Source organism: Roseimicrobium gellanilyticum (genome assembly GCF_003315205.1).
Taxonomy (GTDB): Bacteria; Verrucomicrobiota; Verrucomicrobiia; order Verrucomicrobiales; family Verrucomicrobiaceae; genus Roseimicrobium; species Roseimicrobium gellanilyticum.
Genome location: NZ_QNRR01000005.1, coordinates 259,576 through 275,159 on the forward strand (window position 1 = coordinate 259,576; position 15,584 = coordinate 275,159).

The following is a 15,584-nucleotide window of genomic DNA, read 5'->3' on the forward strand; positions in this document are numbered from 1 at the left end:
TCGAGTAAGTCAGGCACCCCACATGAAAGCCCTCCTCGCACTGGAAGACGGACGTCACTTTGAAGGTATCGCCTTTGGCGCGACCGCCACGCGCACTGGAGAGATCTGCTTCAATACCTCGATGACTGGCTATCAGGAAGTCCTGACGGATCCCTCCTACCGCGGCCAGATTGTGACGATGACCTACCCGCTCATCGGGAACTATGGGATCAACCCGCTCGACCTTGAGAGCAATGCTCCCCACGTGCGCGGCTTTGTGGTGGAGGAACTGTGTGAAGTGCCCAGCAACTGGCGCAGCACCCAGTCGCTCGACGGCTGGCTGAAGGAGTGGGACATCCCCGGTATCCAGGGCATCGACACCCGCGCGCTCACCAAGCACCTGCGGACCCGTGGCGCCATGCGCTCGGTCATCACCAGCCAGGCCTCCAGTGTGGAAGAAGCGGTGGAGCTTGCCCGCGCCAGCGCGCCCATGGCCGGCAGCGATTTCGTGAAGGAAGTCACCACCGTGGATCCCTACCTCTGGGATGATGAAAGCAGCCGCCGCTGGGACATCCCGAATCCGAGCCAGGGTACCACGGGTGGCGCGGAAGGTGTCTTCCATCAGCTCCCCGAAGCGAAGCATCGTATCGTGGCCTACGATTTCGGCATCAAGCGCAACATTCTGCGCCGCCTGCGTCAGGAGGGCTTCGCCGTGGAGGTGGTGCCCAGCACGACCAGCGCGGAAGAAGTGCTGAAGCGCAAGCCGGATGGTGTCTTCCTGAGCAATGGCCCGGGGGATCCGGCGGCGCTGGGGTACATCCATGAGCAGGTGCGCAAGCTCACGCCGCACCAGCCCATTTTCGCCATCTGCCTCGGCCACCAGCTTCTGGGCCACGCGTTTGGCGGCACCACCTACAAGCTCAAGTTCGGCCATCGCGGCGGCAACCAGCCGGTGAAGGACCTGCGCAGTGGCAAGGTGTCCATCACCAGCCAGAACCATGGCTTTGCCGTGGACGCGGACACGCTTCCCTCCAATGTGGAAGTGACCCACATCAATCTGAACGACAACACGGTCGAAGGCCTGCGTCACAAGGACTACCCGGTATTCAGCGTGCAGTACCATCCTGAAGCCGCTCCGGGACCGAATGATGCGAGCTACTTCTTCCGTGAGTTTGCGCAGTTGATTGACGAGCAGAAGAAGTAAAATCGTAGAAGGCTTCTCCAGAAGCCTTGCTGTTGGATTGGGAATGGAGTAATCTTGACCATGGAAACTCTCCATGATGGTCTGCCGAAGAATGATGCTGTGCGTGTAGTCGGACGCCTCGAGAGTTTGGGCAGCCAGACAGAGCGGTTCGATTGTCTCCAGAGACAGGCCATGCTTTTGCGTGGCGCACCGGTCTATCCCAAGGGAGTCTTTAAATTCAAAACATACGAGGAGGCAGATGCATGGATGGGACAGATTCGCTACGTGAAGCCCCAGGGCAAGACACAGGCGTAGATAGACGTGATGTCACCGATCTCTTCCGTGAGCTGAACAGGAGGGAGGCGCTCTACGTGGTCGTTGGAAGCCACGCCATGCTTCATCATGGGGGTGACCATTTGCTGCCAGAACTCAAGCTCTTGATTGATGGCGATACTGAGAACCAGCGGAAAGTGCTGGATGCGCTTGAGACATTACCGGACAAGGCGGCGCGTGAGTTGCGTGACGCGGACTTGCGGGAGTATGTAGAGGTACGTGTGGCGGATAGTATGGTAGTCGACTTGGCGACGAGCCTGTGTGGCATCACCTATGCGGACGCGACCTCGCAGATCGAATGGGACGAAGCAGACGGTGTCCGCATCCCCTATGCCTCCTTGATCCTGCTTTGGAAGACCAAGCAAAACCATCTAGAAGAAGATGAGCCGGATCGCATCTCTCTTCGGGAGAAGTTGAAAGGCATCCTTCCAGAGGAAGAACTGCATTCCTCGCCGGTCACAGAAGGGACGTCGGAAGGATTCCTCGGCCAGATTTGGCGGAAGATTTTCTAGGCGTTCACGAGCCGCCTGACAATTCACGTGCCAGCTTCGCCGCCCTGTGCCACTAATGGGCCCATGGCAATCGTCGTGCAAAAATATGGCGGCAGCAGCGTGGCGGATGCGGACAAGATCCGCGCTGTGGCGCAGCGGGTGATGGAGACCCAGAAGGCGGGGCATCAGGTGACGGTGGTGGTCTCCGCCATGGGAGACACCACGGATGATCTGCTCACCCTCGCGAAAAAGGTGGCGACGAACCCAGAACGCCGTGAGCTGGACATGCTTCTCTCCGTGGGGGAGCGCATCTCCATGGCACTGCTGTCCATGGCGATTCGTGAGCTGGGCGGGGATGCTATCAGCTTCACCGGCAGCCAGGCGGGGATCGTCACCAATGATCGTCACATCGATGCGCGCATCATCGAGGTGCGACCCTTCCGCGTGCAGGATGAGCTTTCGCGTGGGAAGATTGTGATCATCGCCGGATATCAGGGTGTATCCTACCGTAAGGAGATCACCACGCTGGGACGCGGTGGCAGTGACACCACCGCCGTGGCCATGGCGGCGGCGTTGGATGCGGAGTGGTGTGAGATTTGTTCGGATGTGGATGGCGTGTATTCTGCGGACCCACGCGTGGTACCCGCAGCGAAACGCATCCCCACCATGGCGTATGAGGAGATGCAGGAGATGGCCGAGGCGGGTGCGAAGGTGTTGAATGCGCAGGCCGTGGAATTCGCCAAGGAGCGCGGCATCGCTATCTACGCTCGTGCCACCAAGCAGGCGCCTCCCGGTGCGGAAGAGCCGACGGACAGCACCGTCGTGCGGAAGTTCGGCCCCAATGTGCCCGGGCGTGTCGTGGGCGTGGCCAGCGAGAAGGACCTCTTCCTCCTGAATGCCACCAGTGGTGCGGATGCCGTGCTGGAGTTGTTGGATGAATTGTCCGTGGTCGGCAAGCAACTGCACGTGGCCACCTCGGGTGATGGCGCCAACAGCCTCGCCATGGTCATTTCCCGCGAGAACCTGCATGATGAAGCGCGACTGCGTGCGAAGTTGCAGGAGAAGTTCGGCGACACCGTGAAGCTGGAAGACGGCATCGGCGCGGTGAGCGTGGTGGGTACTGGCATTACCACGAACTACAAAAATCTCCGTGCTGGCTCCGCAGCCCTGGCCACGCATGGCGTGCTGGGCATTTCCACCTCACGCTTCCGCATCACCTGGCTGGTGCCACTGGCGGGTGTGGATGATGCGGTGCGGAGATTGCATGCGACGTTTCTCGAGGCGGAGGGAGAGGTGGTGCCGTAGAAGCCTGCGCGTCTGGCCGGCCGCCTCTGGACAATACCCCATTGCGAAGTTCGCTAATTTGTCCCATCTTCTGACATGGTTACCCTGAGCGAACTTGAGGCGCAAGCCATGCAGCTGCCGCAGGATCAGCGAGCTGCTTTGGCGGCGCACTTGCTGGATTCGCTTCCCGCGGTCCTTCATGATGATGATGAAGGTGTTGCAGAAGCTCTGAGACGGGATGCGGAGCTGGATCGTGATCCCTCCGTGGGTATGACATTGGAACAGTTCAAAGCGGCATTTGGGCGTTGATGGAGCCGCGGGTCGTTTTTCACAGGCTCGTCCAGCGTGATATGGACGGCATCCTTCGTTATTACATTGAAGAAGCGGGGGAGTCCGTGGCGGATCGTTTCTTTGGAGCATTCCTTGCTCTAGCGGACAAGGCTGTGGAGAACCCCAAGAGATTCCATCCCATATCCGGCCAGTTACGCCGGGCAAATGTGCCCGGGTTCCCTTATCACTTTCTGTACCGCGAAACGTAGTTTGGGATCCGCATCCTGGTGCTTCGCCATGATCGACGACACCCTTCGTTTGGATTAAAGAGACAATAGCTGGTGCGTAAAACTGTGGAGAAGGGGCTTGCTTTCGAAAGCCGAAAATCGTGCGATCTGGCTGGCATCTGCGGCGTTTCCCATCGCAAGATGACCACCATGAAACTGCGCCTCCTTGTCTCCGCGCTGCTGCTTCTGCCTGCACTCGCGACGGCAGCCGACAAGAAACCCAACGTCCTTTTCATCGCGGTGGACGACCTGAAGCCGACCATCGGCTGTTATGGGGACACGCACGCGAAGACGCCGAATATCGACCGCATCGCGGCGAAGGGGACGGTGTTCACGCGGGCGTATTGCATGCAGGCGGTGTGCTCGCCGTCGCGCAATGGCGTGTTGACCGGGCTGCGCCCCGAGACGCTGCAGATCTATGACCTTGGCACGAATTTCCGGAAACGTGCGCCGGAGGTGGTAACCCTGCCGCAGTACTTCAAGCAGCAGGGCTGGCAAAGCCATGGGCTGGGAAAAATATTCCACGTGGGCCATGGCAACACTGAAGATGCCGCCTCTTGGAGCGTGCCGCATTTCCAGGCGAAGAGCATTGGTTATGCGTTGGAGGAGAACAAGCGGACGCTGACTCGTGAGGAGGCGCTCTTCGACAACAAGCCTGCGGGCAAGCTCCCAAAGGGCGCGGCTTACGAATCCGCGGATGTGCCGGATGATGCCTATGGCGATGGCAAGATCGCGCTGGAAGCGGTGAAGCGGTTGCGCGGCTTCAAGGATAGTGGGGAATCCTTCTTCCTTGCGGTGGGTTTTGTGAAGCCTCACCTGCCTTTCTGTGCGCCCAAGAAATACTGGGACATGTATGATCCCAAGACATTGCCACAACCAGAACGCAGCGAGCCACCAGTCGGTGCTCCTTCGTATGCGCCCACCGCGTGGGGTGAACTGCGACAGTACCTCGGCATTCCCGAGAAAGGAGCGCTCCCACCAGAACTCACGCGCACGCTGATTCATGGATACTATGCGGCCACGAGCTACATGGACGCGCAGCTTGGGCTTGTGCTGGATGAGCTGGAGAAGCTGGGCCTCGCTGACAAGACCATCATCGTCTTCTGGGGCGACCATGGCTGGCATCTCGGAGACCATGGCATGTGGTGCAAGCACTCGAACTACGAGCAGGCCACCAATGCGCCGCTGCTCTTCTCCGCTCCCGGAAAGCAGGGTGGCCAGAAGTCGAGCGCCGTGGTGGAGTTCAATGATATCTATCCCACGCTCTGCGATCTGGCTGGCATCGCGAAGCCTTCGCATCTTCAGGGTGCAAGCCTCGTGCCGCTGCTCGATGATCCCAAGGGTTCCGTGAAGCCTGCGGCCTTCCAGGTGTATCCGCGTGGTTCGCAGGAAGCCGGTCCGCTGCTTGGTCAGGCCATGCGCACGGAACGCTGGCGCTATGTGGAGTGGCAGAAGGCGGACAAGAGCATCGCGGATCGTGAGCTCTATGACATGCAGAACGACCCAGGCGAGACGGAGAATCTCGCAGGCAAGTCCGAACACGCGGCTACTGTATCCGAGCTCTCCGCAATGATGGCGAAGCGTTTGGGCGAGGCCCCACCTGCCGGATTGAAGCTGTTGGATCGTAGCAAGCCCCAGGCAAATGCAGCCGCATCAGCCAAGAAGCCAAAGCAGGATCGCAATGCCATGTTCAACAAACGAGACAAGGACAAAGACGGCAAGCTCACGAAGGAAGAGTTTCTCAAGGACCAGCCTGATCCCGATGAAGCACCGAAGCGTTGGATCAAGTTCGACAAGAACAACGACGGCATGCTGAGCCGTGAGGAGTTTGTGGGACAGTAGAACAATCCGAACATCGCTTGGCTGAGTGCGTGTCTTCGTAGTCAGTGTGCTGAACAGGGGCGGTGAATTTGGACTGCTGGAGCTTGCTCCAGCTTTCGGGAGCAGAGCTTGCTCTGCGTGAAGCTACCCATGGCGCCGAACATATGGGAGGATAGCTGCGTCACGTCTGGCTTCACGGCAGCAAGCTGCCTGCGGAAAGCTGGAGCAAGCTCCAGCACTCCAAGTGACTTGCTCGATATGCGATGCGACCGAGCTATTTTCTCAACGAACTACGCCCCCTTCGCCGTAAGCTGCTTCACCAGGAAGTCCCACGTGTTGACATATTCTTCCGTGGCATGGCCCAGATATTTCACATAACACTTCACGCCCTTTTCTTGAGCCAGCTTCTGAAAACCGAGCCCCCACATCGGGGCATGCACCTTGTAGTTGGTTTCGGTCACACTCTTGTCCTCTGGCTGGGTGAGGCCCCATTCGTTTTCGAAGTAGATGGGAGGTACGCCGGAATGCAGCAAGTAGTCCGGTGACCATTCCTTGATCACGGGCAGCAGCTCATCGCGACGTGCGAGCGACTCCTCGAACTTGCAACCAAGCGCCGGTGCGCCCCACACCACACCTGGCACCCACTCCTGCATGCGCTTGGGGTCAATGGTCGGCTGACTGCGAAAGGCGGCAATGGCCACGACTTTGGTAGACTGACGCTCGACAGGATCAGTCGCATCAGGATTGGCGCGATCGGCGGCACAGCCGACATACAGCGCAGGCAGGCTTCCTTGAGAACCACCACCCACGGCGATGCGTTCCGGGTCGAGTCCCCATTCGGCAGCCTTGGACCGGACGAATTGCACGGCACGGCATGCGTCATCCATCACATACGAAATGGGTGGGAATACGCCATCCTGCGTCGCCTCTCCCATGGTGCGCGTCTGCACGCCGATGACCGCGCAGCCGGCTTTGAAGAAGGGATTGCAGTCCGGCACATTTTTCGCCGGCTTCCAGATGCCGCCGTACCAGATCAGCACCGGACTAGGGCCGTTCGGTTTTGGTGGGAGGTAAACGTCCAGCACCTGCAGCGGGCGGGGACCGTAGGACACGTCCGGGCGGCTCGGAAGAGGTCTACCGGGGGGCGCAGCGCGCAGTGGCAGAGCGAGCAGAAGGAGGAGTGCACCGAGGAGCCGTGCTGAGCGGAGCAATGCAGGAGGAAACATCGAAGGTCGGGGGACGGGCATGGAAGAGAGATACGTGAATCCATGCCCATTTCTGGAGGCGGACTTTCCTGAATAGGGGAGCAGCAGGGGGGGTGGCGCTGCAAACGGGGCATGTGCAGGGCGGGTCACCCAGCTTGCAGAACTAACAGAGTGGTGCGAAAAAAGACGCGATGGAGCTCGAGTCCTGGACAGCGCAGACCATTCCTGAGTGTTTTGAGAAGGTCCTGGTACGCAATCCGGAGGCACCGGCTGTGGTCTCTGGCGGGCGCACCGTCACCTATGGGGAACTTGCCAGGGAAGTCGCGCTGCTGGCGGACGCTCTTTTGAGCGAGGGTGTCGTGCCAGGTGATCGCGTGGCCCTGCTCCTCCCAGATGACATACCTTTGATCGTCGGGTGGCTGGGAGTGCTGAAGGCAGGCGCGGTGTGTGTGCCCCTCTCTGTGGAGCATCCTGAGGAGCGTTTGCGCTCCATCGTGTCAGATGCGGAACCCAAGACGCTGGTGACCCACGGTGCCCTGCTGGATCTGGCGCGACGTGTCCGTGGTGAAAGGGGATCCATTGTGAATCTCGACAGGTTGCCTGCGCCACGGAATCAAGTGGCTGAACGCCTCGCAATCACATCCGAGAGTTATGCCTACCTTCTCTATACCTCCGGCACTACGGGCAGGCCGAAGGGCGTGATCCAGACGCACCGCAACCTGCTGAAGAATGTCCATGCCTTTTCGGAATTGATGGACATTAGCTCAGAAGATCGGCTGGTGGGACTTACCGCTTTCAGCATGGGGCAGGGGGTGGCCACGATGTTTGTCTCGCTGCTCAATGGCGCTACACTATACCCATACAACCTGAGGCTGGCAGGATTGGCGTCACTGACGCCATGGTTGGAGCAGGAGCGTATCTCCATCTACACGTCCTCCGTTACGCTCTTCCGGCAGTTCGCCGGATGCGTACAAGCCGGCGTTTCATTTCCTCACCTGCGGATCATCCGTCTCGGCACGGAGGAACTGCGTCTTGCGGATGTGGAACTCTTCAAGAGTCGATTTCCTCGAGGGTGTGTCCTGCTGAATTGTCTCGGTTCCACGGAGACATTCAACTACGCCAGATTTCGCATTGACCATGACACGCTGATTTCTGACAAGGCGGTGCCGGTGGGCCTTCCTCCCGAGGGGACCACTCTCAGCATTCTCAATGAAGAAGGCAATGAGTGCCGGGAAGGTGAAGTCGGCGAAATCGTTGCGTATAGCGCTTATCTCTCGCCCGGATACTGGCGTGATGATGCGTTGACTGCGGATCGCTTTCGTGGGGAAGGGAAGGGGCGCTCTTATCGCACAGGCGACACAGGCCGACGTTTGCCGGATGGCTCCATCGCGTTTGCAGGAAGGTTGGATCATCAGGTGAAGATTCGAGGCAACCGTATCGAGCTGGGAGAGGTGGAGCATGCGCTCACCAATCAGCCCGGAGTGGCGGGTGCGGCTGTCATAGCCCATCAAGATGGGGGCGCTGAGATGGCATTGATGGCGCACGTGGTCACCCAACTCCCCGAGTGGGAGATTCGTGCATATCTCAGGAGCCGTCTGCCAGACTTCATGATGCCGTCGGTGGTGAGGACCATCGATGCACTGCCCTTGACTCCCAGTGGAAAGGTGGATCGTGAAGCTCTCCGCAGGCAAAAAGTCTTCGTAGAGAACAAAACCGCCTTTCCTGAAGAAGGACTGCTCAGTGAATGGGAGATGGCAATGGCAGCGTGCTGGTCGCGCGTGCTGGGAGGGTACGTCCCGGGCCTTCATGATGAATTCATGATGGTGGGAGGAGATTCCTTGAAAGCACTGCGATTGTTCGCGGAGATCCGGGCTTCGATGGGAGTCATGTTTGACTCGAGCGATGTCTCGGAGGCCTTCACGGTGGCTTCCATGGCAAGAACCGCTGAGACGAGGACGGAGGCTCCACAGGTAACAAGAGCACCGCTGGTGTTGGAGTGGAATGCCGACTGGAACTTCCTCGTCCGTGTTCAGGCCGGCGATGAGGCGCATCCCATCATCATCGTCCCTGGGGGATGGGGTGATGAGACTGAAATACTGCTGCTGGCTGGAGTTGTCAGCGCATTGCAAACCAGTCGCGCCATTTACGCGGTGCGCTCACGGGCGATGGATGACGATTGGCCTGTGGCGGGCTCCCTGAGTGATCATGCCGCAGCGGTGCTGCAGGAACTGAGGCCGGTGATCGCGGAAAAGAAATGGACCCTCATCGGCGAGTGTGTGGCTTCGGCTGTGGCCATGGAAGTAGCCTGTCAGGCGGAGGCGCAGGGATTTGCTCCGGAGGCTGTGACCATGCTCGATCCCCTCACTCCTCCTCGCTCTCCATGGATCGAGGGTATCGAAGGCAAACGCATGGAGGTACCCGAAAGCGAGCAGATCAAGAATGCTCCGGACAAGGTCCGGAACTACTACCGGCTGATGAGGAACTCCCCGGTCGGTCGCATCCGGAGTGATCTCCAGGTCATTCTCGCATCGGACGCGAAAAACTCCGACCATGCACTGGAGTACTGGGGACAGTGCACGGGTGGCCAGCTCCATCTCCGCGCGGTGAGGGGTACCCACGAGTCCTATCTCCGTAGCGACGGCGCTGAGACGGCCACTCTGCTGAACCAGCACTTGTTTGGGGAAAAGAACCACGCGGTGCGTGCCTGAGGGGCGGACCGGAAAATCCCAGCATTCATCCGGCAGCGCCGACGTGGGGCAATCTGGCAGACACGCGCCATTTTTTGCTCGCATCTGCGGGCTTCGTGCTAGCATCGCGCGCACCCTTTCCATTCCATGATTGCACGCACCTACTCTGCCACCCTGATTGGCGTGAACGCCGTCGAGGTGGAGATCGAGTGCCACCATGCGGAGGGGAACAATTTCCGCATCACCGTGGTGGGATTGCCAGACGCTGCGGTGAAGGAGGCGAGGGATCGCGTGATTGCCGCCGTGACCAGCAGTGGCTTCTACATGCCCTTCAGCGGGTATGTGACTTTCAACCTGGCGCCGGCAGACCTTCCAAAGCAAGGTCCTGCCTTCGATCTGCCGCTGGCATTGACCGCGATAGCCGGGCGTGAAGGCATCGCTGCAGAGCGCCTTCTGGATTGCTGCATCGTGGGTGAACTGGCTCTCAATGGCGAATTGCGACCGGTGCGTGGTGTTCTGGCCATTGCGCAGGAAGCGCGTGGTAAGGGACGCAAACAACTGATGGTGCCCAAGCGCGTGGCCGTCGAGGCCAGCGTGGTGCAGGGCATCGAGATCATTGGCGTGAACGACCTGCGGGAAGCGGTGCAGTATTTGAAGGGGGAGAAGGCCATCGAGCCCGAACCCTGCCGTGCCGCGGAGTACTTCCAGGCACATGCCATCTATGGCATCGACTTCAGTGAGGTGAGAGGTCAGCAAGATGCGAAGCGCGCCATCGAAGTGGCGGTCGCTGGAGGTCACAATCTCTTGATGGTCGGACCTCCTGGCACCGGCAAGTCGATGCTGGCCAAGCGCATTCCCACCATCATGCCTGGGATGAGCGAAGAGGAGGCGATTGAAACCACCAAGATCCACAGCGCCGGTGGCCTGCTGGGGGACAATTGCAGCTTCATCGCCACGCGTCCGTTTCGTCCGCCACACCATACGATCAGCGATGCGGGTCTGCTTGGTGGGGGCACAAATCCCGGGCCAGGCGAGGTCAGCCTGGCCCATCATGGTGTATTATTTCTGGACGAGTTGCCTGAGTTCCGCCGCTCCACGCTGGAGGTGATGCGCCAGCCGCTGGAAGATGGGAAGGTGACCATCAGTCGCGCCATTGGCTCGGTGACATTCCCCGCCCAGTTCATGCTGGTGGCGGCCATGAATCCCTGTCCCTGCGGCTATTATGGCGACCTGAAGCGTGAGTGCCGCTGTGGTCCGATTGTGATCCAGCGCTATCGCCAGCGCATCAGCGGACCGCTCTTGGATCGCATCGATCTCCATGTGGACGTGCCTGCGGTGGACTACAAGACGCTGTCGTCGAAGGAACATTCGGAGACGTCAGAAGATATCCGTTCCCGCGTAGAGAAAGCGCGAGCCACCCAGCGCGAGCGTTTTAAGGCGGAGCGAGGCACGCATACCAATGCCTCCATGACTCCGCGTCTGATTCGCAAGCATTGCGAACTGGATGCCGAGGCCTCCGGCTACCTGGAGCACGCGATGAATGGGAACAACTTCAGCGCCCGCGCGCACGATCGCATCCTGAAAGTGGCACGTACCTTGGCGGATCTGGAGGGCGCTGAGAATGTCAGTGCGCAGAATGTGCTGGAGGCAATAGGCTACCGAACGCTCGACCGGGCGCTGTGGAGTTGAGGGCGAGGGGGCTAGCCACATCGTTAGTATCGAAGCCCCACAAGCACTCCGTACTAAGAGCCCACCACGCCCACGTCCAGCATGTGCTCCACCTGTTCATTTCTGAACTGCTGGGTGTAGAGCGCATGGTAGTGCCCTCGGGCGATCATCAGTTCTTCATGCGTGCCGCTTTCCACAATCCGGCCCTTCTCAATGACCAGGATGCGATCCGCACCGCGAATCGTGGAGAGCCGGTGAGCGATGACGAAGCTGATGCGCCCCTCGAAGATGGCCTTGAGCCCCTGCTGGATGAGTTGCTCCGTCTCCGTGTCGATGGAGGAGGTGGCCTCGTCCATGATGAAGATGCGCGGATCCGCCAGCAACGCCCTGGCAAAGGACACGAGCTGCTTCTGCCCGGTGGAAAGGCGGTTCCCCCCCTCGCCCACGTCCGTATCATAGCCCTTCTCCAGGGCACGAATGAAGCTGTCCGCATTCACGCTGCGGGCAGCCGCTTCCACTTCGGCATCGGTCGCATCCAGCCTGCCATAGCGGATATTCTCCCGCACGGTGCCACTGAAGAGGTGCGGCCCCTGGAGCACGATGCCGAGATTGGAATGGTACCACTCCAGGCTGCGGTCACGGAGATCCCGCCCGTTCACCAGGATGCGCCCGCCCGTGGGTTCGTAGAACCGCGCAGCAAGATTCACGATGGTGCTCTTCCCGCCGCCACTCGCACCCACCAAGGCAATGGTCTGGCCGGCTTCCACCGTGAGGTTGAAGTCCTGCAACACCGGCTCCCCCGTCTGGTAGGAGAAGTCCACATGCTCAAAGGCCACGCTGCGGATCTCCCGTTCGTAGCCATCCGGCGCCACATCTACAGGGCGGTCAGGACGATCCCACAGGCGCAGGCGCGCCTGCACCTCCTCGTGATCGCGGATCTCCGGCATGGTGGCCAGCAGGCTCAGCACGCGCTCACCCGCAGCTTGTGCGCCCTGCATCTGCACCAGCGTCTGCGCGATCTGGTTGATGGGGTTGAAGAACTGCCCGGCATAAAAGATGAATGCCACCAGCGTCCCCAGACTCAGTGAGCCGCTCAACACATCCGCACCGCCACGCCACAGGGCAATGCCCGCGGCCACGCTGCCCAGCGTGAGCACGATGGGAATGTACACCGCCGATTGCAGGGCGTTCTGGATGGAGACCCCATACATCTGGGTGGATAGCACCTCGAACTCCCGCTGGTTCTCGTTCTCACGCACGAGGGATTTCGTGGTGCGCAGGCCTTGTAATTCCTCGGCGTAGGAGGCAGTGATCATGGAGTTGTACTTCCGAGTCTCACGCGAGCTGAGCAGCAGCTTCTTCTGAAACACTGCACTCACCCACACCAGCGGAGGCACGACTGAGAGCACCAGCAGGCCGAGCAGCGGCTGCATCACCACCATCACCACGGCGATGATGAACACGAGACACACCGCCCACAGCACATCCAGTGTGCCCCAGGCGATGATGCGGGCCAGCTTGTCGCAGTCGGAGGTCAGCCTTGAGATCAACCAGCCGGTAGGCCGGTGGTCGAAGTAGGCGAACTCCAGCTCCTGGAGCTTCTTGAAGCACTCCTGCCGGATGTCGTGGCTCATGTTGTTGGAGAGTCCGCCGGCCGCGTTGATGAACATCCACACTCCGATGGAGAGCGCCAGGGCCAGCACGAAGTACACGGTCGCATAGGGCCACAGGTTCACCTGCTGCTGTTGGGCAACCGCATCCACCGTCCAGCGAGTCACCAGCGCGAAGCTGGCATCGCAAATGGCGATGCCCACCGCGGCGATGGCGAGAGGCATCAACAATCGCTTATAGGGCAACGCATGACGAAACACGCGGCCCCAGAGCTTGAGATCAAGCTTTTCACTGAACACATCTTCTTGAGGTTCGTTCTTCATCGACTGGCAGAGAATGGAGTTGGGGTCGGCGCAGCACTGGCTGCGGGAGCGGCTGCGGCGAGTCGCTCGTCTTCGAGGATCTCTTCTTGGGCCGCGTTTTGAATGGTCCAGAGGCGCCGGTAGAGTCCCTCTTGTTTCAGAAGATCCACTGGTCGGCCTTCCTGAATGATGAGGCCCTTATCGAGCACGATGACGCGATCGGCATGGGCCAGGGTGGAGAGCCGGTGGGCGATGACCAGCGTGGTGCGCTGGCCGTGGCGGCTGCGCAGTGCATCCAGGATGGTGGCCTCCGTCTCCGCATCCACCGCGCTCAGCGCATCGTCCAGCAGCAGCACGGGTGTCTCCCGCAGGAGGGCACGAGCCAGTGCCACACGCTGGCGCTGACCGCCAGAGAGCGTGACGCCGCGCTCACCCACCAGCGTTCCATAGTCGGCGGAGAAGGTGTTGATGGTGTCGTGAATGTCCGCCAGTCGCGCGGCCTCCTGGATCTCCTCCTTGGCTGCGCCGTCGCGCCCCAGGCGGATGTTCTCACCGATTGTCTTGGAGAACAGGAAGGGCTCCTGCATCACCACGCTGAACTGCGAGCGCACCCACTGGCGATCCAGCGTGGTGAGTTCCTGACCGTCCAGATGAATGGAGCCGGAGCGGTAGTCATAGAGCCGCAGCAGCAGGTGCATGATGGTGGATTTCCCCGAGCCCGAAGGTCCCAGGATCGCCAGCGTTTCACCCGGACACACCGTGAAGCTGATGCCATTGAGCGCCGCGCTCTTGCCATCGTGATCGAACACGAGATCCCGCGCCTCGATCCCGCCCTTGAAGGGCTCGGGATGTACGCCGGCAGGATTCGGTTTGCTTTCCTCCGGTTCGCTAAGGATCTCACCCATGCGGTTCAGGGCCACGGTGGCCTTGCCCAGATCCGTGAGCGTGCGTCCCATCTGGCGCACCGGCCAGAGGAGCATGTTCAGGAACATGATGAAGGCGAACAACGTGCCCACGCTCAGCGTCCCTTGGGAGATGAACCACGCCCCGGCAATCAGGACGATTCCCTGCTGAATCAACACAATGAAGTCGGACGTGGACCAGTACCACGCCATGAGGCGCAGCAGGCGCAGGCTCCGGTCCCGGTAGAGCCGGTTGGGCTTTGCAAACTTGTCGATCTCAAAGCCCTGCCGCGCAAACGCCCGCACCACACGCAGGCCGGTCAGGTTCTCCTGCACCACACGCGTCACCTGGCCCTCGGCCTCATCCACTTCGCGGAAGAGGTGTTTCACCCGTCCTACATAGATGTAGCCAAAGAGCACAATGGGCACCACCAGGACGAAGGAGATCGCCGTCATGCGGCCATCCAGCAGGAGCATCACCGGCAGGGCCGTGAGCAGCAGCAGGATGGCGTTGCTGATGTCCACCACCTGGGTGGAGATCGCTAGGCGCAGGGTCTCTACATCCGAGGTGCAGCGCTGGATCAGATCGCCCGTCTCGGCGTGGTCATGGTACTTGGTGGGCAAGCGCTGCAGATGATCATACAGCCGGTCCTTGAGCCGCCGGACAATGCCATCGGAGGCCTGCGCGGCGAACCTGCCCTTCAGGTAGCTGAAGAGGCCTGCAAGCACTGTTAGCCCCACCATGACCAGAGCAGGCAACCACAGATGAGCGCGCACGAGTTCCGGCCCGCCCATCCACGAGACCAACAGGGCCGAGAGCTCCGCCTCCGGTGCCACTTTGGCCGCTGTAGTCACTCCTGGCAGCACGCCGGAGGTCAGGGCGAAATCGATGGTCGCACTGCCCACCAGCGGGATGAGGTAGTTGATCGCCGTGAAGACCAGCAGCGCGGCAATGGCCAGGGCATACTGGCCGCGGAATCCTTGCATGAGGCTCCAGAGCAGGGCTGCGGGCGCCGGCTTGGGGGGCACTGGCGTTTGAGGTTGGGATGAGGTCGTGGCAGGGCCACTGGATGAGGTTTCCATTTCCTTGGGAGTGGAAGGTGTCTTGGCGGAACTAAGGAGAAAAACGACGGGGCAGCGGGAGCGGATGAAGGAAGGGCGGGAACAATAGTTCCAAGGGAGGACTGCGAACCGGGTGTGCCGGGCAGCGGGGGCGTTCCTTCCAAGACGAGAATCCGATTCTTTCGAGGTCGATTCGTTTTACCCGTCCATCAGCCCGCCGCCCGCACTGGGCTTCGGGGTGAAGAGGCTTGGTCCGAAATCGGAACCGAATCTGCGTCTGAGTCTGGCTGGACGAATCTCGAAACGGGACTCAAGTCAACTCAGCGCGAAAGGTGCTCTTCACCCCTGGAAGGTTCCAGGAGACGCCGAAATACGGGAAGAGCATCGTGTTCATAACGCCGCTAAGGTGTCACGGGGAATTGAGACTGGCAAGGGGTTTTTGAGACCGGCCAGGTGGACGGGATGAGTCAGCCGAGAGCTACCGCTGCATCAAGGCGAT

The 15,584-nt window shown here is 60.3% G+C and carries 11 protein-coding genes; 8 read left to right on the forward strand and 3 right to left on the reverse strand.

Annotation, left to right across the window (positions count from 1 at the left end; all coding sequences use genetic code 11):
* Window positions 1-22 precede the first annotated feature (22 nt).
* The 6 genes from carA (at window position 23) to DES53_RS15945 (ending at window position 5,669) form a co-directional block, all read left to right on the forward strand.
* Window positions 23-1,183 carry a glutamine-hydrolyzing carbamoyl-phosphate synthase small subunit gene (carA, locus tag DES53_RS15915; RefSeq protein WP_113959274.1) on the forward strand — a complete coding sequence of 387 codons (1,161 nt, stop codon included), beginning with the start codon at window positions 23-25 and terminating at the stop codon, window positions 1,181-1,183.
* Between the two features lie 60 nt (window positions 1,184-1,243).
* Window positions 1,244-1,477 (forward strand): hypothetical protein, encoded by a 234-nt coding sequence (locus tag DES53_RS15920; RefSeq protein WP_113959275.1) that lies wholly within the window; start codon window positions 1,244-1,246, stop codon window positions 1,475-1,477.
* A gap of 77 nt (window positions 1,478-1,554) precedes the next feature.
* Window positions 1,555-2,007, forward strand: coding sequence for a hypothetical protein (locus tag DES53_RS15925; protein ID WP_147263436.1), 453 nt, complete (start codon window positions 1,555-1,557; stop codon window positions 2,005-2,007).
* A gap of 63 nt (window positions 2,008-2,070) precedes the next feature.
* Window positions 2,071-3,291: an aspartate kinase gene (locus DES53_RS15930; RefSeq protein WP_113959277.1), complete on the forward strand. Its 1,221-nt coding sequence runs from the start codon at window positions 2,071-2,073 to the stop codon at window positions 3,289-3,291.
* Between the two features lie 75 nt (window positions 3,292-3,366).
* Window positions 3,367-3,579, forward strand: a complete 213-nt coding sequence (locus DES53_RS15935; RefSeq protein ID WP_113959278.1) for an addiction module protein — start codon at window positions 3,367-3,369, stop codon at window positions 3,577-3,579.
* 398 nt (window positions 3,580-3,977) lie between these two features.
* Complete coding sequence (locus tag DES53_RS15945; RefSeq protein ID WP_211325568.1) at window positions 3,978-5,669, forward strand: sulfatase-like hydrolase/transferase; 1,692 nt, start codon at window positions 3,978-3,980, stop codon at window positions 5,667-5,669.
* Between the two features lie 269 nt (window positions 5,670-5,938).
* On the opposite strand, the gene DES53_RS15950 is transcribed toward DES53_RS15945, so the two are convergent.
* On the reverse strand, window positions 5,939-6,895 hold the full coding sequence (locus tag DES53_RS15950; RefSeq protein ID WP_147263437.1) for an alpha/beta hydrolase: 957 nt from the start codon (window positions 6,893-6,895) through the stop codon (window positions 5,939-5,941).
* Window positions 6,896-7,044: 149 nt separating this feature from the next.
* Here DES53_RS15950 and DES53_RS15955 point away from each other — a divergent pair, with 149 nt between their 5' ends.
* Complete coding sequence (locus tag DES53_RS15955; protein WP_113959282.1) at window positions 7,045-9,561, forward strand: AMP-binding protein; 2,517 nt, start codon at window positions 7,045-7,047, stop codon at window positions 9,559-9,561.
* Window positions 9,562-9,687: 126 nt separating this feature from the next.
* Window positions 9,688-11,229: a YifB family Mg chelatase-like AAA ATPase gene (locus DES53_RS15960; RefSeq protein ID WP_113959283.1), complete on the forward strand. Its 1,542-nt coding sequence runs from the start codon at window positions 9,688-9,690 to the stop codon at window positions 11,227-11,229.
* Window positions 11,230-11,282: 53 nt separating this feature from the next.
* On the opposite strand, the gene DES53_RS15965 is transcribed toward DES53_RS15960, so the two are convergent.
* Window positions 11,283-13,142 carry an ABC transporter ATP-binding protein gene (locus DES53_RS15965; RefSeq protein WP_113959284.1) on the reverse strand — a complete coding sequence of 620 codons (1,860 nt, stop codon included), beginning with the start codon at window positions 13,140-13,142 and terminating at the stop codon, window positions 11,283-11,285.
* On the reverse strand, window positions 13,139-15,106 hold the full coding sequence (locus DES53_RS15970) for an ABC transporter ATP-binding protein (RefSeq protein ID WP_245958186.1): 1,968 nt from the start codon (window positions 15,104-15,106) through the stop codon (window positions 13,139-13,141). Before DES53_RS15970 ends, DES53_RS15965 begins: the two co-directional genes overlap by 4 nt.
* Between the last annotated feature and the right edge of the window lie 478 nt (window positions 15,107-15,584).

Coding starts and splice junctions, on each gene's coding strand:
- carA (WP_113959274.1), top strand. CDS start 23: ATGAAAGCCCTCCTCGCACTGGAAGACGGACGTCACTTTGAAGGTATC.
- DES53_RS15920 (WP_113959275.1), top strand. CDS start 1,244: ATGGAAACTCTCCATGATGGTCTGCCGAAGAATGATGCTGTGCGTGTA.
- DES53_RS15925 (WP_147263436.1), top strand. CDS start 1,555: ATGCTTCATCATGGGGGTGACCATTTGCTGCCAGAACTCAAGCTCTTG.
- DES53_RS15930 (WP_113959277.1), top strand. CDS start 2,071: ATGGCAATCGTCGTGCAAAAATATGGCGGCAGCAGCGTGGCGGATGCG.
- DES53_RS15935 (WP_113959278.1), top strand. CDS start 3,367: ATGGTTACCCTGAGCGAACTTGAGGCGCAAGCCATGCAGCTGCCGCAG.
- DES53_RS15945 (WP_211325568.1), top strand. CDS start 3,978: ATGAAACTGCGCCTCCTTGTCTCCGCGCTGCTGCTTCTGCCTGCACTC.
- DES53_RS15950 (WP_147263437.1), bottom strand. CDS start 6,895: ATGCCCGTCCCCCGACCTTCGATGTTTCCTCCTGCATTGCTCCGCTCA.
- DES53_RS15955 (WP_113959282.1), top strand. CDS start 7,045: ATGGAGCTCGAGTCCTGGACAGCGCAGACCATTCCTGAGTGTTTTGAG.
- DES53_RS15960 (WP_113959283.1), top strand. CDS start 9,688: ATGATTGCACGCACCTACTCTGCCACCCTGATTGGCGTGAACGCCGTC.
- DES53_RS15965 (WP_113959284.1), bottom strand. CDS start 13,142: ATGAAGAACGAACCTCAAGAAGATGTGTTCAGTGAAAAGCTTGATCTC.
- DES53_RS15970 (WP_245958186.1), bottom strand. CDS start 15,106: ATGGAAACCTCATCCAGTGGCCCTGCCACGACCTCATCCCAACCTCAA.